Annotated in this window: 22 protein-coding genes, 1 pseudogene and 1 other annotated feature; of the genes and pseudogenes, 16 read left to right on the top strand and 7 right to left on the bottom strand. The window is 43.9% G+C overall.

The genetic code is table 11. The annotated features are described in order from the left end of the window. Positions 1 to 49: 49 nt before the first annotated feature. From JOC95_RS16405 to JOC95_RS16415, 3 genes are all read right to left on the bottom strand, one after another. On the bottom strand, positions 50 to 505 hold the full coding sequence (locus JOC95_RS16405; RefSeq protein ID WP_204418285.1) for a DUF2269 family protein: 456 nt from the start codon (positions 503 to 505) through the stop codon (positions 50 to 52). 87 nt (positions 506 to 592) lie between these two features. Continuing rightward, a complete protein-coding gene (gene argS, locus JOC95_RS16410) occupies positions 593 to 2287 on the bottom strand; it encodes an arginine--tRNA ligase (protein WP_204418286.1) in 1695 nt (564 codons plus the stop codon). A 52-nt stretch (positions 2288 to 2339) separates the two neighbouring features. Continuing rightward, positions 2340 to 2536: a binding site (T-box leader), on the bottom strand. 52 nt (positions 2537 to 2588) lie between these two features. After that, positions 2589 to 2780 (bottom strand): aspartyl-phosphate phosphatase Spo0E family protein, encoded by a 192-nt coding sequence (locus JOC95_RS16415; RefSeq protein ID WP_204418287.1) that lies wholly within the window; start codon positions 2778 to 2780, stop codon positions 2589 to 2591. Between the two features lie 296 nt (positions 2781 to 3076). Here JOC95_RS16415 and JOC95_RS16420 point away from each other — a divergent pair, with 296 nt between their 5' ends. Continuing rightward, positions 3077 to 3394, top strand: a complete 318-nt coding sequence (locus JOC95_RS16420; RefSeq protein WP_204418288.1) for a hypothetical protein — start codon at positions 3077 to 3079, stop codon at positions 3392 to 3394. A gap of 39 nt (positions 3395 to 3433) precedes the next feature. On the opposite strand, the gene JOC95_RS16425 is transcribed toward JOC95_RS16420, so the two are convergent. The 3 genes from JOC95_RS16425 to JOC95_RS16435 all read right to left on the bottom strand — a co-directional run bounded on the left by JOC95_RS16425 (position 3434) and on the right by JOC95_RS16435 (position 5038). Further along, positions 3434 to 4216 carry an alpha/beta fold hydrolase gene (locus tag JOC95_RS16425; protein WP_204418289.1) on the bottom strand — a complete coding sequence of 261 codons (783 nt, stop codon included), beginning with the start codon at positions 4214 to 4216 and terminating at the stop codon, positions 3434 to 3436. A 21-nt stretch (positions 4217 to 4237) separates the two neighbouring features. Then, complete coding sequence (locus JOC95_RS16430; RefSeq protein WP_204418290.1) at positions 4238 to 4696, bottom strand: hypothetical protein; 459 nt, start codon at positions 4694 to 4696, stop codon at positions 4238 to 4240. Positions 4697 to 4930: 234 nt separating this feature from the next. Continuing rightward, entirely contained in the window at positions 4931 to 5038 is a 108-nt protein-coding gene (locus JOC95_RS16435; RefSeq protein ID WP_204418291.1) for a YjcZ family sporulation protein, read from the bottom strand. Between the two features lie 173 nt (positions 5039 to 5211). On the opposite strand from JOC95_RS16435, the gene JOC95_RS16440 reads away from it, so the two are divergent. The 15 genes and pseudogenes from JOC95_RS16440 to hutG all read left to right on the top strand — a co-directional run bounded on the left by JOC95_RS16440 (position 5212) and on the right by hutG (position 21655). Next, positions 5212 to 6108 carry a manganese catalase family protein gene (locus tag JOC95_RS16440; protein WP_204418292.1) on the top strand — a complete coding sequence of 299 codons (897 nt, stop codon included), beginning with the start codon at positions 5212 to 5214 and terminating at the stop codon, positions 6106 to 6108. A gap of 152 nt (positions 6109 to 6260) precedes the next feature. Further along, positions 6261 to 7076 carry a C40 family peptidase gene (locus JOC95_RS16445; protein ID WP_204418293.1) on the top strand — a complete coding sequence of 272 codons (816 nt, stop codon included), beginning with the start codon at positions 6261 to 6263 and terminating at the stop codon, positions 7074 to 7076. A gap of 401 nt (positions 7077 to 7477) precedes the next feature. Beyond that, positions 7478 to 7603 carry a hypothetical protein gene (locus JOC95_RS21580; protein ID WP_275580576.1) on the top strand — a complete coding sequence of 42 codons (126 nt, stop codon included), beginning with the start codon at positions 7478 to 7480 and terminating at the stop codon, positions 7601 to 7603. 138 nt (positions 7604 to 7741) lie between these two features. Next, positions 7742 to 8302: an RNA polymerase sigma factor gene (locus JOC95_RS16450; RefSeq protein ID WP_204418294.1), complete on the top strand. Its 561-nt coding sequence runs from the start codon at positions 7742 to 7744 to the stop codon at positions 8300 to 8302. Then, entirely contained in the window at positions 8289 to 9803 is a 1515-nt protein-coding gene (locus JOC95_RS16455) for a zf-HC2 domain-containing protein (protein ID WP_204418295.1), read from the top strand. The genes JOC95_RS16450 and JOC95_RS16455 overlap by 14 nt, the downstream gene beginning before the upstream one ends. A 153-nt stretch (positions 9804 to 9956) precedes the next feature. Further along, positions 9957 to 12059: a hypothetical protein gene (locus JOC95_RS16460; RefSeq protein ID WP_204418296.1), complete on the top strand. Its 2103-nt coding sequence runs from the start codon at positions 9957 to 9959 to the stop codon at positions 12057 to 12059. A gap of 181 nt (positions 12060 to 12240) precedes the next feature. Then, entirely contained in the window at positions 12241 to 13020 is a 780-nt protein-coding gene (locus tag JOC95_RS16465; RefSeq protein ID WP_204418297.1) for an SDR family NAD(P)-dependent oxidoreductase, read from the top strand. A 70-nt stretch (positions 13021 to 13090) separates the two neighbouring features. After that, positions 13091 to 13393 carry an ArsR/SmtB family transcription factor gene (locus JOC95_RS16470; protein WP_204418298.1) on the top strand — a complete coding sequence of 101 codons (303 nt, stop codon included), beginning with the start codon at positions 13091 to 13093 and terminating at the stop codon, positions 13391 to 13393. Between the two features lie 709 nt (positions 13394 to 14102). Then, complete coding sequence (locus JOC95_RS16475) at positions 14103 to 14888, top strand: SDR family oxidoreductase (protein WP_204418299.1); 786 nt, start codon at positions 14103 to 14105, stop codon at positions 14886 to 14888. 28 nt (positions 14889 to 14916) lie between these two features. Continuing rightward, positions 14917 to 15531: a hypothetical protein gene (locus tag JOC95_RS16480; protein ID WP_204418300.1), complete on the top strand. Its 615-nt coding sequence runs from the start codon at positions 14917 to 14919 to the stop codon at positions 15529 to 15531. Positions 15532 to 15612: 81 nt separating this feature from the next. Then, entirely contained in the window at positions 15613 to 16053 is a 441-nt protein-coding gene (gene hutP / locus JOC95_RS16485; protein ID WP_204418301.1) for a hut operon transcriptional regulator HutP, read from the top strand. A 112-nt stretch (positions 16054 to 16165) separates the two neighbouring features. Further along, positions 16166 to 17665 (top strand): annotated as a pseudogene (gene hutH, locus JOC95_RS16490) (histidine ammonia-lyase). Between the two features lie 110 nt (positions 17666 to 17775). Further along, the gene (hutU, locus tag JOC95_RS16495; RefSeq protein WP_204418302.1) at positions 17776 to 19440 is read left to right on the top strand and encodes a urocanate hydratase; all 1665 of its coding nucleotides are present in this window, start codon (positions 17776 to 17778) and stop codon (positions 19438 to 19440) included. Between the two features lie 3 nt (positions 19441 to 19443). Next, positions 19444 to 20703 (top strand): imidazolonepropionase, encoded by a 1260-nt coding sequence (gene hutI / locus JOC95_RS16500; protein WP_204418303.1) that lies wholly within the window; start codon positions 19444 to 19446, stop codon positions 20701 to 20703. Between the two features lie 10 nt (positions 20704 to 20713). Further along, complete coding sequence (hutG, locus tag JOC95_RS16505; RefSeq protein ID WP_204418362.1) at positions 20714 to 21655, top strand: formimidoylglutamase; 942 nt, start codon at positions 20714 to 20716, stop codon at positions 21653 to 21655. A 479-nt stretch (positions 21656 to 22134) separates the two neighbouring features. On the opposite strand, the gene JOC95_RS16510 is transcribed toward hutG, so the two are convergent. Beyond that, complete coding sequence (locus JOC95_RS16510; RefSeq protein ID WP_204418304.1) at positions 22135 to 23013, bottom strand: NAD(P)-binding domain-containing protein; 879 nt, start codon at positions 23011 to 23013, stop codon at positions 22135 to 22137. Positions 23014 to 23165: the final 152 nt, after the last annotated feature.

Raw genomic sequence — 23165 nt, forward strand, 5'->3', positions numbered from 1 at the left:
ATGCCTTAGACCCTTTGATGAAGGAGGAATTAAGGAACTGACCTATTTTTTATGAAGGTTTGATGACCATAAGCAGGAAAATCAAAAAGCCCAGGAATGAAACGAACATATACAGATTACTGAGGGCATTCAAAATCAATACGTGTTTAAGGGGCAATTGGGTGGAAGCGCGATTATCCGGATGAAGGAGCCAGTGCTGCAGTTCATACAGTCTAGGTGAGATAAAACCTATAACAAGGACTTGGATGGCAAGATAAAGGAGAAGGGGTGCAAAAAGCCAGAGTTGGAGAATGGAACCATAATCCCCGAATATGACGAGCAGAATACCGGTGATGACTGCGATCGTCCCACCGATTTTTGGGAAATAATCCAGTTTATGCTGCAAAAGTATATTATGGCGCAGGTCTGTGATTGTTTGATGTTTTCGCAATAGAATATTTCCGAAAAATGTGGGGCCAATTCCGATAATTGCAACCAAGACATGAAACCATACCAGCCATTTCATAGGCATCCCCCCATAAGATTATTACTACAATATATGAGGGGAAGGAAGGTTTCATGTACCGGGAAGCAATATTAACAGATAATGCCTTTACATTTCGTCTGGTGCACTCATTCCCAATAAAGATAAACTCTCCTGGATGACGAGTGTTGTAGCATATACTAACGAAAGTCGGGCCACTTTTTCCTCATCTTCTGTGAGGAACTTTTCATGCCCGTACCAACTATTGAAGCTTTGACACACATCAACAATGTACTTGGCGACGATGGATGGATCGAATCCGGCGCAAGCCTTCTCAATGGTTTCAGGGAATGCATATAGCAGTTTCGAAAGATTCCAGGAATAGTCATCTTTAAGTCCCGAATAGGTTATATCCCCATCATTTACCCAGGATGCTTTTCTTAAAATAGAGCTAGCCCGGGCATGGGTGTATTGGACATAGGGGCCGGTTTCACCTTCAAATTTGAGCATATCTCCCAAAGAAAATTCAATGGAGTTCAAACGGTAGTTTTTTAGATCGTGAAAAATGATGGCACCGACTCCGACTTGTTTGGCAACTTCCTGCTTATTCGGTAGCTGTGGATTTTTGGCTGCAATATTTCTCTCAGCAAGTTCGATGGCCTCCTGGATCACTTTTTCAAGGAGAATCACTTTACCTTTTCTGGTGGACATTTTTTTGCCATCCTTCAATAAGAGGCCAAATGGTATATGATGCATATCCTTGGCCCAACTCTCTCCCATTTTTGCTACAACGGCTTTTACCTGTTGAAAATGGATTGTCTGCTCCTGTCCGACGACATATAGTGCTTTAGCAAACTTATACTCGGCCTTTCGATAAAAAGCGGCTGCAAGATCCCGTGTGGCATATAGGGTCGCACCATCCGACTTTTTAATCAGGCAGGGAGGAAGGGACAGGCTTTCATCAAGCACCACCACTTCAGCTCCGTCCGAATGGGTTAATAGCTCCAGCTCTTTCAGGCGTTCAATGATTGCATCCATCTTATCATTGTAGAAGGCTTCCCCGTTATAGGAATCAAATCTAATCCCTAGAAGGTCATAGATTCGCTGAAATTCATGGAGGGATTCCTCTCGAAACCATTTCCACAAGGATCGTGCATCCTCGTTCCCGTCCTCCAATCTTTTAAACCATAGACGTCCTTCGTCATCGAGTGCTGGATTGTCTGCAGCCTCTTGATGGAACTTCACATATAACTTCAGTAATTCAGGTATCGGATTTTCCCGGACTGATTCTGCCGACCCCCATTTCAAATAGGCAACAATCAATTTTCCGAACTGTGTGCCCCAGTCACCAAGGTAATTGATGCGGACTGTTTGATAGCCGCACTTTTCCAGGATGTTTGCTATGGATGTACCTATGACGGTGGAGCGAAGATGACCCATGGAAAAGGGTTTTGCGATATTAGGGGAGGAAAGATCAAGCACCACGTTTTCACCCTTGCCGATGTTAAGGTTTCCATAGTCCTTCCCCATTGCTAATATATTGGATATAATTTCCTTCTGCACTTTTTCTTTTTGTAAAAAGAAATTGACATACGGCCCAACGGCTTCCGTTTTCATGACCCAAGGATCTTGGATCTTCCCGGCAAGAGAGGATGCTATTGCTTGAGGAGCCTGCTTTCTGATTTTTGCAAGATCGAATACCGGAAAGGCGAAATCCCCGTGATTAGCGTACTTCGGTTTCTCGATTCTAATGCTTATCTGCTCAATGTTCAGTTCCGGAACGGCTTGCTGGATGGATGAGGCGATGATGTGAATGATATTCATGTTTAAACACTCCTTTATTGAGAAATAAAAAAAGCCCGTCTCTCCAATTTAATGAAGAGACGGGCTTGTAATCCCGCGGTACCACTCTAATTGCTTTTTCATACGAAAAAAGCCGCTTTAATCCTCTAAAGGGGATAAATCTGCTCCATTTCCAAAGTGCGCTTCCCTTATCACATCGCATTAGGCTTCCACCATCCCTAACTCGCTACAGGCCCGCAAATAAGCTACTCTCTTTTTCATCAATGGCTTATTATGAATATTACATTTATTATAGAGCTTTTTTTAAAAGTTACAATATGTATTATCGTTTAAGATTGGTTTTACTTGAAAGTTGACCAGTTGATAGATCAATCGTTGGAGGAACAAAGATGTTCATCATTTCATCCAGCTCTTGGCTAAGTTTTATGGTTTCATTAGAGGTTAAACCTGTTTTTTTAGCAGTTTGCATCATCTGGTTACGCTTCTTTTCTACTGCAAGTTGTATAAGCTTCATTTTGTTCACTCCCTCTAACGATATATCCCATTATAAAACAATTTAAACTGTAAGAAAATAGGTTTTGTGTAAAAAGGAGGTATTATCGTAAAAAACTTCGTATAACGAAAAGAAGTATTCATCATCAATCTTTTTAAAGAGTGGATTTTGCTCGAAAAAGGTATATTTATCACTGCTTTTGTCGAGAGGCAGGGTTTGGGGAATGAAAAGGAGAAAATGATTTAAAAAGCTATGAAAAGAATAATGGAATAGTGAGTTTTTGTTGCAAATATATTGAGGCTAAGGGGGATTGAGCGATGAAAACGGTAAGTGATAGTTTGGAAAAAATGAATATGTACGCCAATGAAATGGTCAGGCAATTGGTGAAAAACGAGGCACAACCGCAACAGGAGCAGCTCAAGAAAGCGCTCGAAAATGTCCTTCGTGCGATGGTGGACATGACCAATATTCAATCGGGACGAGAGAAGGATTCCCAAGCTACGCTTCAGACTACTTTAACGAGGATGAGAATTGCGCATAATTGCTTATACCCGTATGCAAGCAGCCGATTACAAAGAAATATGCAACTATCAAAACCATTAGAAGAAAAAGAAATCAGTACTCCAACCAAATAAGTATCTTGGACCATATGCTTAATGCATGTGGTCTTCTCTTTATTTGGGAATGATATTGACTTTTATGAAAGAATGTATAACAGCATTGAACTCGTCTGGGAATTTGGTAGGTACCTGGTGTTTGGCTTTTCCGATATAGGTGACTTGTGTATCGGGATGGAGGGCTTTGAATTCATTTTGATAGTGGTGTACATAATAATCTCTTTGCCCATACACAAGCAGTATCGGTACTTTAATCTGTGCAAGTCTTTCTGTACAGTCGTATCTCACTCCCTCGAGATACATTTGTTGAAGAATATGTGCATCCGTTTTATTGATATAAGCTTCGAGTTGTTTTCCATATTCCCTTGAATAGGCGTGTGCATGTCCGATGACCTTTGCTAGGATGGGAATGGCATTAAACTTTGCTGCCAGGATGCCAAGGAGGAACTCCCCGAATAAAAGGTATGAGTTTACTTTTGAAAAAGCCCCGACAAGAATGAGGCCCTGAACAAGGCGGGGGTAGGTGACGGCGAATTCCATGGCAATGGATCCCCCATTTGAATAACCGATCAATACCAATTTATTCAAGCCCAATTGTTTGCAAATATCATATATATCTTGAGCTAGTACCGGGAATTGTATTTTCTTTTGGTTACTGCCGCTTTTACCATTTCCCCTCAAGTCAAGGAGTAGTAATCGATAATGCTTGGCCAATGGAAGTTGCCGCATGAATGTGATGTGCCCCATTCCAGGAGGGTGAATAAAGATCAGTGTGACGGGCCCACTTCCAATAAGCCTGTAGTAGATATCGACATTATCCCTAGTTGTAGCATATGGCAAGAATACTCGCTCCCTTCCTTTTTATTCGGAATAGTAATGCAAAAGGACTTCGCGTACGATCAAGCCGAATGCAATCCCGGGTATGACAAATATCATCGGGAGCCAAACTGGTCCAAGAATTGTTCCATAGACTTTTACTTTAGCTGATAGCATAAGCCCTACAGTGACGAAGTAGGCACAGCTTACAAACGGCAGATAAGAAAAAGGTGCGCTGCCTCCCCCTGCATCCTTATACGCATCCCACATTGCAAAAAAGTACAAGCATGGATAGAACATCAACCAGAGATAATTTGCATCCTCGAACGCTCGATTGATTTCCCCATTGAAGCTATACATGATAATGGAGTTGAAATTGGCTTGTACATTAATGAGGACCTCCAAAATTATGAAGGTAATACCTTTGATATAACGCTTGTTCAATAATTGGCCAAATCCCGGTAACGCAATGCTCCAAAGCAGCCTTTCCAAAGACTTATTCATCGGAAAAACTCATTCTATTGTTGTTCCCGAACAAAGCCATGGCACACTCAGGTGTCCGATGATGTAAAGCTATTCGGTTTTGGGAAAAAGCCAAGGATAACTTCATTGCCATTACTCCTCCAACACACATAATCTACTCTTAGGCTAGCCTATAGTAGTGCAAATTATGTTCATTTATCCATACAAAATAAAAAACGCAGAGAGGATCTCTACGTTTTACTTCTTCATCCATTATTAACAAAGGTAGGCTGCACCTATTATCACAAGAAGAATGAACAAAATGATGAAAAGGGTGAAACCAGTGCCATGATTATCGCATCTTCCGCCATCTGCTTTACTCATTAAACGTATCTCCTTTCAAGCTAAGATACGATACTTTATGTTACAAACACCCATGATGTATGGGCGTTTGCCCTATTGTTAGGAACTCTTTTCTGAGTTTGTAATAGGACATAACCCATAAAACATAAAAGTAAATAGCGATATTTTATTGCCAGTGCAAGGGAGGGAATGCATTGATAAAAAGAATAAACAAATTGCAGATCGAATTGCCGATGCCCAAAAGCCCGGATCCGAATGGAGCGGCAGCGGTACAGGAATTGCTTGGCGGAAAATTTGGCGAGATGTCCACCTTGAATAACTACATGTTTCAATCTTTCAATTTTCGTAACAAGAAAAAGCTGAAACCCTTTTATGATCTGGTTGCAAGCATTACAGCCGAGGAATTTGGACATGTAGAACTTGTGACAAATACAATAAACTTAATGTTGAAGGGTGTAACGTATCCAGCGAATCCAAATGCAGCACCTTTGCGTAATACGAAAGACCTTCGTAACACCCACCACTATATCGTCAATGCACAAACAGGAATGCCGGCTGATTCCATGGGGCGGGCGTGGACAGGGGATAATGTTTTTAACAGCGGTAATCTCGTTCTAGACTTGCTGCATAATTTCTTTCTGGAGTGTGGGGCGAGAACCCATAAGATGCGGGTGTATGAGATGACAGATAACCCGGTTGCACGAGAGATGATCGGGTATCTACTTGTAAGAGGGGGCGTTCATGTCGTTGCCTATGCAAAAGCATTGGAAATCGCCACAGGTGTGGACATTACGAAAATGGTTCCCGTTCCATCTTTGGAAAACAGGGCATTCGAAACGACAAGGAAATTTGAGGCAGAAGGAGTACATCGAAAGTTGTACACCTTTAGCGAGAATGACTACAAGGATGTCGCTCTCATATGGAAAGGAAGCCATCCGGAGGACGGTGGAAAGCTTGAAGTAATACAAGGCACCCCGGAAGGAGGCCCAATCCCCGATTTGGAAGATCTTCCGGAGGAGTTTGCGCCTGGTATATCACCGGATGATTTTATGGAAATTGCTAAAAGGCTGCAGCGTTCTGCTGGAATATAAGTTTGTAACTCCTAGGTGAAATCCTGGGAGTTTTTTTATATACAAATAATGGAATCAGAGGAAAATAAATTAGCGTTATTTGTTGGAAAATTCGTGCTAAGATAATTTTGTATTGATTAACAAATTGTGAGAATAGAGGAGAATTGTACATCATGAAAAAGAAAATCATGGCAGGCGCCCTTGTAACCACATTCCTGTTTTCCGGACAAGCCTTTGCTGCTGAATATACTGTCAAATCAGGAGATTCATTATCTGTGATAGCAAAAAGACACGAGACTAGCTTGAACGGATTACTCAATTTAAATCCAACGATAAAAGATCCAAACCGTATTTATGTTGGTCAAAAAATCACTGTGCCAGACGGCTCTCCGCCGGCAAGCACCCCGAGCCAGCCGGCACCGGTTACGACGACTACATACACAATCAAAAGTGGAGATTCATTATCCATAGTGGCACAACGTCATAATTTAACACTGCAAGCACTATTGAATGCCAATCCATCCATCAAGGATGCCAACCGCATATATGTAGGACAGGTCATCACTATACCGGGAACAGGGCAAGCGGCCCCGGTTAACGGCGACACGGCTTGGCAGACGAAAGCAAGCGCCATCATTGAAAGTGGCAAGAAATATTTAGGTGCCGGCTATCTTTACGGTGCATCCACAACAAGAACGGATGCATTTGACTGTTCCTCCTTCACTTTAAGGGTATTCCAGGAAAATGGGATCAACCTTCCAAGAACTTCATCCCAGCAAGCGAATGTAGGGAAGGAAATTCCGCTATCACAAGTGCGAAAAGGGGATCTTGTTTTCTTTGACACAGATGGAAATGGAACAATCAATCACGTTTCCATCGTTGTGGACCCAACCACCATTCTGCATTCTGCCACATCAACCGGGGTTGCCTATGCTACCATGAATACCTATTGGAAGCCGAGAGCGGTGAAGGCAGTAAGAGTATTCTAATTTACAAAAGATTTAAGGTTTGTTTATTTTGGGTTAATAAAAAGGAAGTATAGTATGGTTATAAGGTTGTTCTTTAATCCCTTGCTGCAACAAGGATAGGCTGCACCTTTTCCATGTCGTGAAATACTCCCCTTTTCATAATAGAAACTAAGCAGCCACAACCAATAAAACATGAAGGCAACCTTACCCAAAAGCAGCCTTCAAAAATGAGGAGATGTGTGTTTGAACACATCTCCTTTTGCATGGGTATTTTCCCTCCGCCACAAGTCGTAGATTCCATCCTTATATAGTGGGAGGAATTAATGGTTGAAAGAAGGAGTGTAAACCATCCTGCAGTACGTATTTATAAAATCCTGATCATTCTATAATTTGGTTATAACAAATCAAAGGGATGATGGAGGATGAAAACAATGCTGTCACTCATTTTCGGTAGTAAAAAGAACCAGGACTATCCAAGCAAGCATGCTTCAATAGATGAGAAAAGAAGAGAAATTTTCGCCAAATTTTTTTACCTGAACAAGTTTTGATTAGAAAAAATGAAGAAGCCGCAGGCCATGCGGCTTCTTTTTGTATAATGGAAGTAGAAATTTTTTAATTTATTGAGATTTTCTTTTGACTACACCCGTTATACATAATGAAAGTCGATATCAAAGCGAGGTTAGAGGATGAAGGACGATTCCTATTATATAAAAGAAGTGCTCCGAGGTGATAAGCAGGCCTATACTTTTCTTATCAACCGCTACAGCAATAAGCTTTACGCAGTCATTTTAAGGATGGTCAAAAATCATGAGGATGCAAAAGACCTGGTCCAGGAATGTTTGATCAAGGCCTATTCACAGCTTGAGAAATATGAAAGCACAGGGAGCTTTGCAAGCTGGCTATACCGTTTATCCATCAATCATTGCATGGACCAGTTCAGGAAGAAGAGGTTTCAGCTAGTGGAGCTGCAGGAGGAAAGTAATCAAATAAATTCGGCATCTACACCTGAAAGCAAATATTTGCAAAAAGAGAAGTACGAACACTTGGAGAAGCTGTTGGAGTTGTTACCACAAGAAGACAGAATGATACTCCTCCTGAAATATACAAGAGATTTGAGCTACGAGGAAATAAGTGAACTAGTGGGGCAGCCCATCAGTACTGTAAGGAACAAAATTCACAGGGCAAAGAAAAAAATGAGAAAACAAATTATGGAGGAGAAAGGAGGATATTTCCATGAAATGCTTTGATTTTGATACACTTGCAGCATACTTTGATGGCGTCCTGGAAGATGCAGAATCCAAAATGGTCGAAAAACATCTGGAGTTTTGCCCGATGTGCCGGGAAGTGATGGAGGCCTTGAAAAAGGAAGAAGCATTTCTGGAAGAGGCAGTTCAGGCACCGAAACTCCCTCACGATTTTGATCAGCACGTATTGAAAGATCTGAGTCCTTATGAGAACAAGAAGAAAAAGCAGTCATGGAAATATCAGTTCTTGACAGCCTGCAGCATTGTTTTGGCGTTTGGGTTGGGAGCTTCCATGTATCCTCAGCTTAACACTTTATTTGGGGAAGATACGACAGTCAGTAATTTAGGGCAACAAAATGAAGAAAAAGCCTTATATAGTGTAGAAGACAATGGGGTGAAAGTTAACATCACTGAAGTCAGTTCAAGCCCGGTTAAAATTGAGATCTTTTATGAAATAGAGCCTACAGATGAAATGCGGGAAAGATTCAGAGGCAATCTGCTGGATAATGGAGTGAATAATGTTCTGATGTCCAAAGATTATGAGTTTCCTTCCATTCTCCTTAAAACAGAGAATGGTGACGAAGTTCCTTTTGAAAACCTGGATTTTACGAGCCCGGAAAGTTGGAATGGTTCAATCATTATGTATCCGCAAGCTCAAACTCCAGATTATTTAGCAGTTGACATTGCAATCAATGAAATACTGGATGAAAAGGGTGATTGGTCTTTTTCGATACCTATCGATTTGACTGAATCCAAAAAAGAAACCACAATGCTGAAGTTAGACGATACGCTTGGAATAGAAGGTTTATATCAACTGCAATTACTGGAATGGATAGATGCACCGAATGCTAAAATGCTGAAGTTCGAGTCAACATTCTCGGATGCAGAACTGTCTAGGATTCAGAATTCCATGAAGGATCGTGATGAATTTCTTACCTCTTCAGGTGTCCACCTTTGGCTTGAGCCTATTTATAGCGTGAAAACAGAAGCAGGGAAGAAACTGCCGTACAGTGGTGCTAGCGTATCCTCCACCAACGGCAATCACTATCTGATGGAAACGGAATTCAGATTAACTGAAAGAGGGGAAAGGCCATCCGAAAATTATAAAGAAAGAGAAAAACATATTTTTGAGTTGAGCGGATTTTCAGTGAAGGAACCAGTGAATGCACAATTTACACTGGATATTCAACAAGGAACATACATCTTGGACGATAAGTCGACAGATGAATGGATTCTTACCGGTTATACTGCAAAATTGGTGGACGGTAACCTGAAAGTGAAGGTGACTGGCAAAAGAGGAATCGAACAAGCAACAACGCTCGGATGGAAGCGAACAGGCCAGGATGCTGAGACAATTTATGCCCCGATAAACGATGAGGGAGGATTCGAACTGGAATTTGAAATGCCAAGCGCTGAGGACGGTGTCCAAACAGTGACCATAGATTTTCTTTCCACCGACAAAACCGTGTTACTTCCTGAACCGATTAAAGTTCCTTTAGATTAATGAAAAAGGCAGAAGTGAACTCCTGAATTTCAGGTTTGCTTCTGCCTTTTTGTAAATGTTCGCATAATTCAGTGAAAAAAAGGAAGGGAATGGTATAATGGACAGAGAGAAATAAAAAGTCACCGAGAACTATTTAAAAGGGTGGAAAATGGAATGATCGAGGAGACAGTGAAGGTTAAAAGTATTTTAGACGGCAACAAGGATGCCTATGATTCTATCATTGAACGATATAAAAACAGACTGTATGCCGTAACTCTCCGGATGGCTGGTTCCGAGGATAAAGCGGAGAGATTGGTGGAAAAAAGTTTCATCACAGCCTATGAAAAGCTTGCTCTGTATGAAGAGAAGGATTTCTTTTCCGACTGGCTTTATCGCCAGACCCTAACACTCATAAAAGCGGAAGTGGCCTCTTATGGAAAAACCAACCCAGAGCATTATATACAATTCTACAATCCTCGTTTTCTTGAGATAGAAGAAGCGATTGCAAATCTTGAAAGTAAAAACCGCTTTGAATTCCTGCTTCACCATGCGCTTGCAGAAACACCTGAAAAGCTTGCAGTGTTCCTGGATGAACAGGTAGAGGACATCAAGTGGAGATACCAGCAATCCCTAAAGGCAATAAGGGAAAGACTGTTAGAGTTTGATCCTGAGACGAGCAGTGAAGAATGCTTTTCTTTCGATGAGCTTATTCAATATTTTGATGAAGTTCTTATGGAAGGGGGAAAAGAAAAAGTCGAGGATCATCTGGAATTCTGTCCTTCCTGCAGGGAAATCCTGACAAGCTTGAAGGCGGAGAAAAAGGGCTTGGAGGATGTCATCCATACACCGAAACTGGATGATGCTTTCAATAGGAGAGTTTTGAATAAACTTACCCCTTATGTGAAAAAGGTGCCAAAGCATCGCACCTGGAAATACCAGCTTGGTGTGATAGGGATCATGGCTGCAGTTTTCATGATCGGTGCCGTTGTGGTGCCTAACCTGAAGCCTTTGGCGAATAAAGTGGCTGCTTACATAGAGTATGGCACCATCTACAACGTCTGGACGGAAGGCACGTATAAGGCAACGGATGAAGATTTGTCGTTTGAAGTTAAGAGTGTGGATATCGATCCATTACATATGGTGGTCTATTATGAGGCAAGAAGGAAGGACAAGTTAATCCGAAATTTTGTGGATTTTGATATTTTCGAGCCTAATGCCGTGCAGCTTGTCGATGAAAACGGTAAGAAATATCCGATTGAAGTGACACAGCCGATGGGCAGCATGTTCTATACACCACCTCAGGGTAATGAAGCAGACAATCACCAATCCTTTGTTATAAGGGCTATAGAGGAGGAAAAACTGCCGGATAAGTTTAAGCTCAAGTTCAAACTCCGAAGAATGCAAGGCATTACAGGAAACTGGGAAGTGGAAGTGCCGATCAGGTATGACAAAGTGGAGAATAACCTTAAGGTTGTGGAATTGAATGAGGTGAAGGAGATCGATGGAAAGATAGAGATCGAGTTCCTCACGATGATCTATGGAAAGCATGGAAGCAGGTTGACATACAACGTCAGATTGAAAGAGGGAGAAAAAAAACGACTGGAAAATCTCTTGAAGGAAACAAGAGAAGGAGATCCTGTTCTTGAGCGCTATCAATACGCCTACGCGGATATTCAATTGATGAATCAGGAAGGACAATATATGGTTCCGCTCTACTATCACTCCCAGTTGATGGAATGGACACCTGGTGAAAGGATCACCCAGGACTACTCGCTTTATCATTTTGACTATGAAAATTATCAGAATCTCGGCAAAACAGAGAGTAATGGCCCCTACTTCGCCGATGTCAGAAATATTCATTACAACGAGCCTTCATTTGTCTCACTATCCCTGCCTTTGGAGGAAGCTGAAAACAAACCGCTCAATATCGAACTGGAAGGTTTGACACTGAAGGATCTGACTGTAAGGCCAAAAGAAAATGGGGAAGATGACAGAAGCTATCAGATTCTCATAAATGCAGTTAGGAATAAGGGCGAAAGCGAAAAGCAGTATCATTGGAATGTAGTGGGAGAAAACGGGGAGTATCTGGAGTTGCATTATATGGGTAATCATATACCTCCAGACATACAAGGGGAATTTGAGTTGTTCAATGCGGAAATCTTCCCCAGAGACATCCAGAAAGAGATGGATAAAGTCACTCTTCAGGCAGAAGGTGCCTATAATTTTTACATGTTTGATGAAGGTGAATTAAGAATTCCGTTGTTTGAAGAGGAGTAGAATAAGGCTGAAGCTGAAAAAACCGGTTATCTTTTTAACCGGTTTTTCCATTTTTTTAGGGATACAACGTGGTTGATGAAAATAAGGAAACACTTCACAGTTTACAGGTTGGATAAAATTATGTATATTATGTTTAAGTGTTTAAACATTTAAATTTATAAACAGAAAGGTTGAAAAATAGATGAATAATCAAACGGTATTAATAACCGGTGCTTCTAATGGGATCGGAAAAGAGCTTGCTTACCATTTTGCCAAGGATAAGTACTCCTTGATTTTAGTAGCAAGAAGTGAAGATAAACTGGAAATGCTCGCAGCAGAGCTAAGGGAGAAATACGCGGTCGAAGTAATAGTGAAAGCTAAAGACATTTCCCAGGAGGCTGCCATCCACCAGTTGGCACAAGAGCTGAAGGACGATGATGTAAAGGTGGATGTACTGGTAAACAATGCAGGATACGGGTTATATGGTGATTTCGTTGAGACGGATATAAACGACGAACTTGGCATGATCGACTTGAATGTCCGGAGCCTTACACTTCTGTCAAAACTGTTTTTACCTGGGATGCTAGAGAGGGACCGTGGTGGCATTCTGAATGTGGCATCTGTAGCGGCTTTCATGCCCGGACCATTCATGGCCGTATATTATGCGACGAAAGCATATGTCCTTTCCTTTTCAGAAGCATTGGCAAATGAAGTGAAAGGAACAAATGTTACAGTGTCTGCCCTATGTCCTGGTCCTACTGAAACAGGCTTTGGTGACAGGGCAGATATAGGTAAATCCAAGCTGTTCGATGGTTCCTTGTCATCTGCGGCTAGTGTTGCACAAGTGGCATATCAGGAGTTCAAAAAGGGAAAAGTGATTGTGGTGCCAGGAATGCAAAACAAATTCCTTACTAAACTGATCCGGTTCCTTCCAAGAAAAGCAGTAACCGATATTGTCCGGAGCGTGCAGGCAAAAAAGTAGAAGATAATGTCCGAAGCTGCCAATTTCTTGGTATACTATTGGCAAAGATGCAGGATGAGGGTGTTGGAATATGAATCAACGTGCTATTCAAACTTTCCGGGATTGTATCCCTTTATTTCAGGTGCTTGCCGATGAAGCGAGACAGGATATCATCCTTCTGCTTGCTGAACAGGAATCACTTACCGTAAATGAGATAGCGGAGAGTTCCCGGTTATCAAGGCCGGCAATCTCCCATCATTTGAAAATATTAAGAGACAATAAGCTGGTTTCCATCGAACAGAAGGGGACTCAGCGGATCTATTCCCTGACCCTGGATACCTCGGTCCTTATGCTGAAAAACTTGATCGAGCTTGTGGAAGAGGAATGTTTATAGTTAGAGCCGCAATTTTTATTGCGGTTTTTTATTTTGTTTTTGTGGACACTTAAATAACGCGTGTCCATTCTCACGTCGGTGTATTTTCACACCCTGGTTATAAGTTTAATGAAGGAATCAAAAGACATGAATGATGACCTCACTCGCGGTTTTTGAACGTAGTGGGGGAATCAATGTGCATGATTGATTCCCTCACCCCCTGTTTTGAATCGTAGTGGGGGAATCAAAAGGCATGAATGATTGCCTCACCCCCTGTTTTTAATCGTAGTGAGGGAATCAAAAGGCATGAATGATTCCCTCACCCCCTGTTTTTAATCGTAGTGGGGGAATCAAAAGGCATGAATGATTGCCTCACTCCCTGTTTTTACTCGTAGTGAGGGAATCAAAAGGCATGAATGATTGCCTCTCTCCCTGTTTTTACTCGTAGTGAGGGAATCAAAAGGCATGAATGATTGCCTCACCCCCTGTTTTTGATCATAGTGAAGGAATCAAACGGCATGAATGATGACCTCACTCGCGGTTTTTGATTGTAGTGAGGGAATAAAAAGGCATGAACGATGACCTCATTCACTGGTTTCCGAGGAGAGAAGGCGTCATTTGGCATGACTGATTGGTTATCTTACTGCCACATGGGAATCAAATTCGTTACACGGTTAAAAGTAAGCGCTATAATAAAAGTAGATACATACTTTTGAAAGGACGTGTACATATGGAATTGAATCTAAAAGGGAAAAGGGCGCTGGTGCTTGCATCAAGCCAAGGATTGGGCAAGGCGATTGCGGCATCTTTTGTGAATGAAGGGGTAAATGTGGTTCTTGCCAGCCGGAATGCGGAAAAACTGAATGAAGTCCAAGCTGAACTCGAAAACCTGCAGGGTGGTCAGGTGAGGTATATCCAGACAGATATTACACAACCTGATCAAATTAAACAAGCTGTGGAGCATACGATAGATTCTTTTGGACAATTGGACATCCTGATAAATAACGCTGGCGGCCCACCTGCAGGTACGTTTGAGCAGATAACGGATGAGCAGTGGCAGCAATCTTTTGAATTGAACCTATTAAGCTATGTGAGAATGATTCGTGAGGCATTGCCGCATTTAAAGAAAAATGGTGGGAAGATTATCAATATAGCGTCATCGTCCATTAAAGAGCCGATTCCAGGTCTGCTTTTATCCAATACGTTCCGGACAGGGATTGTCGGAATGACGAAAACGTTGGCTAGTGAGCTTGCGAAGGACCGTATCCTCATCAACACGGTGGCTCCAGGCAGGATAGCTACGGACAGAGTTGCGTTCTTGGATGAAGTCAACGCAGAAAAGCAAGGGATCACAAAGAGTGAAATGGAAGAGAAAATGAAAAATACAATTCCCCTTGGTCGATACGGGGAGCCGGAAGAGTTCGCTAAAGTCGTTACTTTCCTTGTATCTGACGCGAACAGCTATATGACCGGTAGCTCCTTCCTTGTGGATGGCGGCATGGTCAAATCGATCTAACGATGAAGAGAAGGGAAAATAGAAGTAGATGAAACATTTATTACTGCTCGTTGTCATAGGTTTTGCAATCGGGATTGTTCTTGGCTTCATGAATATTTCCTTTAATTTCTGGATTTTTGTTGGCTTGCTCGTTGTGGCATTTTTTGTTTTATCCTTGCAGGATATCCGCTTCATGTTTCTATCGAAAGATGTGAAAAAGATGGAAAAGTATTTAATCAAGAAAAAGCATGAGCCTTATTATGGCTTCATTTTGGAGCTGGCTAACGGAAATCTGCCTGAGGCGAAGAAGCAGTTGGAAGACCTTGAAAAGAAGTGGAAGGGCAAAAAGACTGCCATATTCCGGGCTCAGTATTATCTCCGTGTCGGAAATATAGTAAGGGCGAAAGAGGAAGCGGAATTAATCGAGCAGCCTGATATGAAGAACTATGTGCTTGCCGCCATTGCTGCAATGGAAAAAGATGATGCAAAGGTGGAAGCCCTGAAGCCTGCACTTAAAAAGGAATGGATGAGGCATGTCATTGAAACAGAGAGAGCCATAAATAAGAAAAACCTCTCCGTGGCAAAAGAAAAAAAAGAAAAGGCATTAGCATCTACAAAAGGACTGCAGTATTTTATGATCTTTAAAGAATATGAAAATCTATAACTTGACAGGGAAGGTTATTCGACTTTACACTTAAAATAGTTGATAGTTATTAGAAAATTTTCAGTATTGAGGAAAATGCAGATGGTCTTAGCTCTAGAACGCAGAATTGGAAAATATGCCGTGCTGCTCTCGATGAGTACGGAAAAGGATGAATTTATTTTTACTCTTCCAGAGCATTGGGGTACTTGTGTAGGAAAAGTCGGATCGATGGATTCCCAAAAGGTGGTTGCTGCAATAGAAACGGCAGCCAAAAGGGAAGGAATCATCAAATCGGATGGCTATAGGGAAACACATGCACTCTATCATGCTATCATGGATGCCTTGAGTGGCGTGACACGTGGCCAGGTTCAGCTTGGATCTGTGATGCGCACGGTCGGCCTCAGGTTTGCAGTGGTAAGGGGAAACCCGTATGAAGAGGTGGAAGAGGGCGACTGGATTGCAGTTGCGCTATATGGGACAATTGGTGCTCCAGTACGAGGATCGGAGCATGAGACAATTGGACTTGGCATCAATCACATTTAAATATTGACTATGCCCATAGTTGCTGATTTATAGGGGGCTGTACTTTAATGAACGTTTATTAAAGTGCGGCCCTCTTTTGTGTTTTTTATTGATTAGGAGAGGGATGATTTTTGTGATTATATTGAATGGGCAATCTTTGACCTTGGAGAAAATGAAGGCGATTTTGTTTGATTAGGAGAAGGTGGCACCTTGTAAGGACGCGATGCAGCGGGTAGTCGGAAGCCGGGCGGCTGTGGAAAATATAGTGCTCGAAGGTGAAGTGGTGTACGGAATTACGACTGGATTTGGGAAATTCAGTGATGTGCTGATCCCGGTTGAAGAAACAGAAATATTGCAGAAGCATCTTATCCATTCCCATGCTTGCGGGGTTGGGGAAGCTTTTTCTGAAGTGATTGGAAGGGCGATGCTTGTCCTGCGGGCAAATGCATTATTGAAGGGGTTTTCCGGTGTAAGGCCAGTGATCATTGAAAGGCTGCTGGAGTACGTAAATGAAGGCATCCATCCGGTGGTCCCTCAGCAGGGCTCACTTGGAGCTAGCGGAGACTTGGCTCCCCTTTCCCATCTTGCACTGACACTGCTCGGTGAAGGAGAAGTATTTTATCAAGGAGAGAAGGTTCATACGAGTGTTGTGTTGGCTAAAAAAGGGATCGTACCTCTTGAACTGAAGGCAAAGGAGGGGCTCGCACTCATCAATGGTACCCAGGCAATGACGGCTGTAGGAGTGGTGGCCTATTTGGAGGCTGAGAAGCTTGCATACCAGGCGGAATCGATCGCTGCACTGACATTCGAGGGGCTGGAAGGGATCGTGGATGCATTGGATGAAGATGTGCATCTTGTAAGGGGATATCCGGAACAGGTGGAAGTGGCTGCAAGGATCAGAACCCTTTTACATGGGAGCAAGCTTGTCACAAGGCAAGGAGAGAAACGTGTGCAGGATGCCTATTCACTAAGGTGCATTCCTCAGGTTCATGGCGCTTCATGGCAGGTCCTCGGCTATGTGAGGGAAAAGCTTGAGATCGAAATGAATGCAGCGACAGATAATCCGCTGATCTTCGGTGAAGGTGAAAAAGTAATCTCGGGTGGAAACTTCCACGGACAACCGATTGCTTTTGCGATGGACTTCCTAAAATTAGGTATGGCGGAGCTAGCCAATATATCAGAACGGCGAATTGAGCGGCTGGTGAATCCCCAATTGAATGATCTGCCGCCATTTCTTAGTGCCAAGCCGGGACTTCAATCAGGCGCCATGATCATGCAGTATTGTGCAGCATCCCTGGTGTCGGAGAACAAAACTTTGGCTCATCCGGCAAGTGTGGACTCCATTCCGTCTTCGGCAAATCAGGAGGACCACGTTAGCATGGGTACCATCGGGGCAAGGCACGCCCATCAGATCATAGCCAATGTCAGGAGAGTCCTGGCCATCGAATGGATGTGCGCCATGCAAGCCGTGGAATACAGGGGCGTTCACCTCGCTGCCCCACTCATGCAAAAATGGCACCAGGAAGGAAGAGGCATCGTCCCAAGCATCACAGAGGACCGCATCTTCTCCAAGGACATTGAAGCCCTAACCGAATGGATGCAATATCGGGGGAGCATACTGTGCGGAGCTTGAAATTCCTGCCGGGGTCTGGCCCCCATCACTAAAATATTTTTGATACTTTAAAGCGCAACACCTTATATCGTAAACAATTAAACGATTCATAAATGGGAGGATGAAGAAGGATGGAAAAAGTAAATGTGATCAGAGCGCCTCGAGGCAGTGAGTTGAATACGAAGGGCTGGGTGCAGGAGGCGGCGCTGCGGATGCTGATGAATAATCTGGATCCCGAGGTTGCGGAGATCCCGGGTGAGCTCGTGGTTTACGGAGGTATAGGGAAGGCTGCACGAAATTGGGAAAGCTTTGATGCGATAGTGGCTTCCTTGAAGGAATTGAAGAATGATGAAACGCTGCTTATCCAATCAGGGAAGCCTGTTGCAGTATTCCGGAGTCATGAGGATGCGCCGCGCGTACTTTTGGCCAATTCGAACCTGGTTCCAAAATGGGCCAATTGGGAGCATTTCCATGAGCTGGATAAGAAGGGCCTTATGATGTATGGCCAAATGACAGCGGGGAGCTGGATCTATATCGGGACACAAGGAATTCTCCAAGGGACGTATGAAACCTTTGCGGAAGCGGCAAAGCAGCATTTCAACAATACGCTTAAAGGCACCATCACCGTCACTGCCGGACTTGGTGGCATGGGTGGGGCCCAGCCGCTGGCAGTAACCATGAATGGAGGTGTATGTTTAGCGATCGAGGTGGATGAGCACCGCATCGACAGAAGAATTGAAACGAGATATTGCGATATAAAAATGACAAACCTTGATGAGGCAATCAGAAAAGCGGAAGAATATAAGGCTGCAGGAAAACCTTTATCCATCGGGCTTTTAGGGAATGCGGCTGAAATACTGCCACAGCTTGTCTCCAAGGGATTCACTCCTGATCTGCTGACAGACCAGACGTCTGCACATGATCCACTCAACGGATATATCCCTGTTGGTTTGACGTTGGCAGAAGCATCCTCTCTCAGAACCACTCAATCTGAGAAGCTGGTGAAGCTGGCGAAGGAAAGCATGGCCATTCATGTGGAGGCGATGCTCGAGTTACAGAAAAAAGGGGCCATCACCTTTGATTATGGAAATAACATCCGCCAGGTCGCTTTTGACGAGGGAGTGAAGGATGCCTTTGACTTCCCTGGGTTTGTGCCTGCCTTTATCCGTCCTCAATTCTGTGAAGGTAAAGGGCCGTTCCGCTGGGTGGCGCTTTCCGGAGATCCACAGGACATCTATAAGACGGATGAAGTGATTTTAAGGGAGTTTGCAGATAATGAGCATCTTTGCAACTGGATTAAAATGGCCCGTGAAAAGGTGGCATTCCAAGGGCTGCCTTCACGCATCTGCTGGCTAGGATATGGTGAACGTGCCCGTTTCGGAAAAATCATCAACGAAATGGTAGCAAAAGGTGAACTTTCTGCACCGATTGTCATTGGCCGTGATCATCTTGACTGTGGCTCTGTAGCTTCGCCAAACAGGGAAACCGAAGCGATGCTCGATGGCAGTGATGCAGTGGCGGACTGGCCGATTTTGAACGCCCTGATCAATGGGGTAAATGGGGCGAGCTGGGTCTCCGTCCATCATGGCGGGGGAGTCGGAATGGGATACTCCCTCCACGCTGGAATGGTGATAGTTGCTGATGGTACGGAAGCGGCTGCAAGAAGGCTGGAACGCGTACTGACCTCAGATCCTGGGATGGGTGTAGTAAGGCATGCAGATGCAGGATATGAGCTTGCTAAAAAAGTGGCGAAAGAAAAAGGTGTCCACATCCCACTATTGAAGGAGAGTGAATAAAGGATGCAACTTGACACTCTCCTAGTAAACTGTGGCCAACTTTTGACCATGGATCATGAAACCGCACATGCCAAAGGGGAACAGATGGGATTTCTCCCGCACATCCAGGATGGGGCAATCGGGTGGAAGGACGGCATCATCACCTTTATCGGCACTTCAGAAGAGGCAAAGAGCCTGGAATGTCCTAACGTGATAGATTGCCAGGGCAAGCTTGTTACACCAGGGCTTGTCGATCCACACACCCATCTCGTTTTTGGAGGATCGAGGGAACATGAAATCGCCTTGAAACAGCAAGGAGTGCCATACCTGGAGATCCTACGGCAGGGAGGTGGCATCCACTCGACTGTGGAAGCTACAAGAAATGCGAGCTTTGAAGATTTGTATGAAAAAGCGGCCTTCCATCTTAAAAGGCTAGTCAGTTACGGAATCACCACAGTCGAAGCTAAAAGCGGCTATGGATTGGAGAAGCATGCGGAGCTGAAACAGCTGGAGGTCGTAAAAAAGCTGAAAGAAGACACTGGTATGGAAATTGCGTCCACGTTTTTAGGCGCCCATGCCATCCCAAAGGAGTACAAGGAAAACCCGGATTCATTCCTGAGCGAAATGGCTGGGCTTTTTGAGGAGATAAAAGAAAAAGAACTGGCAGAGTTTGTGGATATATTCTGCGAGGAGGGCGTCTTTACAATCGAACAGTCAAAAAGATTCCTCCAACTGGCAAAAGAGGCGGGCTTTTCTGTGAAAATCCATGCGGATGAAATTGTCTCCCTTGGTGGCACGGAACTTGCGATCGAACTGGGAGCGGCATCTGCAGATCATCTGATTGCTGCATCAGACGGGGCAGTGGGAATGTTCGGGAGATCGGATACGGTAGCGGTCCTCTTACCTGGAACTACCTTTTATCTGAATAAAGATTCCTATGCCAAAGCGCGTGAAATCATCAATGGAGGGGGAGCGGTCGCGCTTGCAACAGACTTTAATCCTGGGAGTTCCCCAACCGAAAACATCCAATTCATCATGAATCTGGCCATGCTCAAGTTGAAAATGACATGCGAGGAGATATGGAACGCAGTAACGGTAAATGCAGCCAAAGCCGTCCATAAGGACGATGTGTCAGGAAGGCTGAAAATTGGTCGTAATGCCGATGTCGTGGTATGGAACGCCCCGAACTATCAATACGTTCCTTATCATTATGGAGTGAATCATGTGCATACCGTTTTCCAAAAAGGAGTGGAAGCTGCAAAGGGAGGTGCCTATCTTGAATAGACTTCCATACATGCAAAAAGCAGGCGGACCACCATTTGTGGATCGGCATTATCCGAAGGCGGCGGAGCTACTGCTGCCGTGGGACGGGAAGGAGCAAGTGGAGGGGCTAGCCGTGATCGGAGTGCCCCTTTCCAAGCCTTCCATCAGTCATTCAGGTGCCAGTTTCACACCGGGCGTGTTTCGAAGACTGCTGCAGTCGTACTCCACTTATGCCGTAGAAGATCAGACTGAACTCCTCTCATCGTCTAAGGTGGTGGATATGGGGGATATTGTCATGCATGCTACCAATGTGGAGGAATCCTACCGCAGAATAGAAGAAGCGGTATCAGCCTTTGTTGAAGAGCATCCATCCTGCCTTCCGGTATTTATTGGGGGGGATCACTCCATCACCTATTCAACGATTAAAGGGCTAACGGGTATAAAAGGAAATGTGGGAGTCATCCAATTTGATGCCCATCATGACCTCCGCAATACAGAGGACGGTGGGCCGACAAATGGCACCCCTTTCCGGAGGCTGCTTGAAGCGGACTTGTTAAAAGGGGAGAACCTTGTACAGATAGGGATCAGAAATTATTCCAACTCAGCCTTTTACCATCAGTATGCACGTGAGCAGGGCGTGACGATCTTTTCGATGGCTGACGTGAAAAAACAGGGGATCGCCCAGGTTATTGCGTCTGCCATTCAATACTTGGAGTCCAAGGTGGAGCATATTTATATATCCGTCGACATTGATGTGCTCGATCAGGCATTTGCACCGGGATGCCCGGCGATAGGACCGGGTGGGATGACAAGTGATCAGCTTCTCGAGGCCATTCATCTTTTAGGGAAGCATAAGAAGGTGTGTGCCCTTGATATAGTGGAAATCGATCCTACCATTGATTTCAGGGATATGACAACCCGGGTGGCGGTGTTTTGTCTGCTGGAGTTTATGCGCGGGCGTGAATCCAAATGAAAAAAAGCTTTGGCCGTCGTTGGTTAACCGTTCCATTTTAAGGTGCTACTTTAAAAATATGTGCCGAAATGACAGTCGTATGGGCATCTTTATTGGTATATAAAAAAGTGAAACTCGCCGTAGTGATTGGCGAGTTTCAGTAGTTTTTCCGCTTATGCACAGCAAAATCATCCATTTTTGAATTTTACGAGCGAATAGGCGGAATCTCTCCGTCTATTTCAGCCTTTTTTAATAGTAATTACGAATTAAGGGGAATTTTTCTGTCTATTTATCAGCTCTAGTGCTTAACCTGGTCTCCCAACCGATAAGAGCGAGCCTTCTTGATTCTAAATCAAGGAATCAAAGTTATTAAAATTTCGTAGAAACGTAGACAGATAAGGAGAAAGACGTATGCATATCCATACGTCAATTCTTGTGTCATTTAATTAGAATGCACCTGTAAACGGAACCCTTTACGTTGTCGGCCAAAGCTTTTCCTGTTACTGCTTCTTCCACAATTTATACAGAGCCTGAGTGCCGCTGTTTTCTTCGCCCTTTTGCGATAGTTTCACATACATTTCCTTTGCCAGTGCCAATCCGGGTACATCCAGTCCCATTCGTTCTGCTTCATCAAGGGCGATCTCCATATCTTTGATGAAGTGCTTGACGAAGAATCCAGGTTCAAAGTTATCGGCAATGATCCTAGGGGCCAAATTACTTAGTGACCAGCTTCCTGCGGCTCCGCTTGAGATGCTCTTCAACACATCCTCCGGATTCAAACCAGCAGCATCTGCGTAAGCAAGTGCCTCACAGACCCCTATCATGTTTGTAGCGATGGCAATCTGATTGCACATTTTGGTATGCTGCCCGGCTCCGGCTCCACCCTGATGGATGATGTTTGATCCCATTAGCTTAAAAACGGGAAGGCATGCTTCAAAGGCAGATTCGTCCCCACCAACCATGATTGTCAATCTTGCTTCCTTCGCGCCAATATCCCCACCCGATACCGGGGCGTCCAAGCTATGGATCTGACGCTCCTTCGCCTCGATGAAAATCTGCTTTGCAAGTGTTGGCGTGGAGGTGGTCATGTCTATCACAAATGCCCCTGTTTTGGCATTCTCAAGAATTCCCTCCTGCCCAAAATACACTTCCTCCACATCCTTTGGATAACCGACCATCGTAATGATATAATCCGCATCCCTCACAGCCTCCCCGGGACTGCCGGCCCAACTTGCCCCCTGTGCCAAAAGAGCCTCCGCCTTCTCCTTGGAACGCGTAAACACAACCACATCATAACCACCACTCATCAAATGCCCAGCCATGCTGCGCCCCATCACACCAGTACCTATAAACGCGATTTTTTTTGCTTCTACATTCATGTTCAAAATCCTCCCGGGGTCTGGCCCCATATTTAAATTTTTGTAGTCAATGTATTTATCATTATACCAAATGTGTGGTTTGGGGTTATATTTCTGTAGTTTAAATCATTTCAAAATTATTTGAAAATCAGCACTGTAATAGTTAAAAATAC

This window comes from Sutcliffiella tianshenii (genome assembly GCF_016908565.1).
GTDB classification, from domain to species: Bacteria; Bacillota; Bacilli; order Bacillales; family Bacillaceae_I; genus Sutcliffiella_A; species Sutcliffiella_A tianshenii.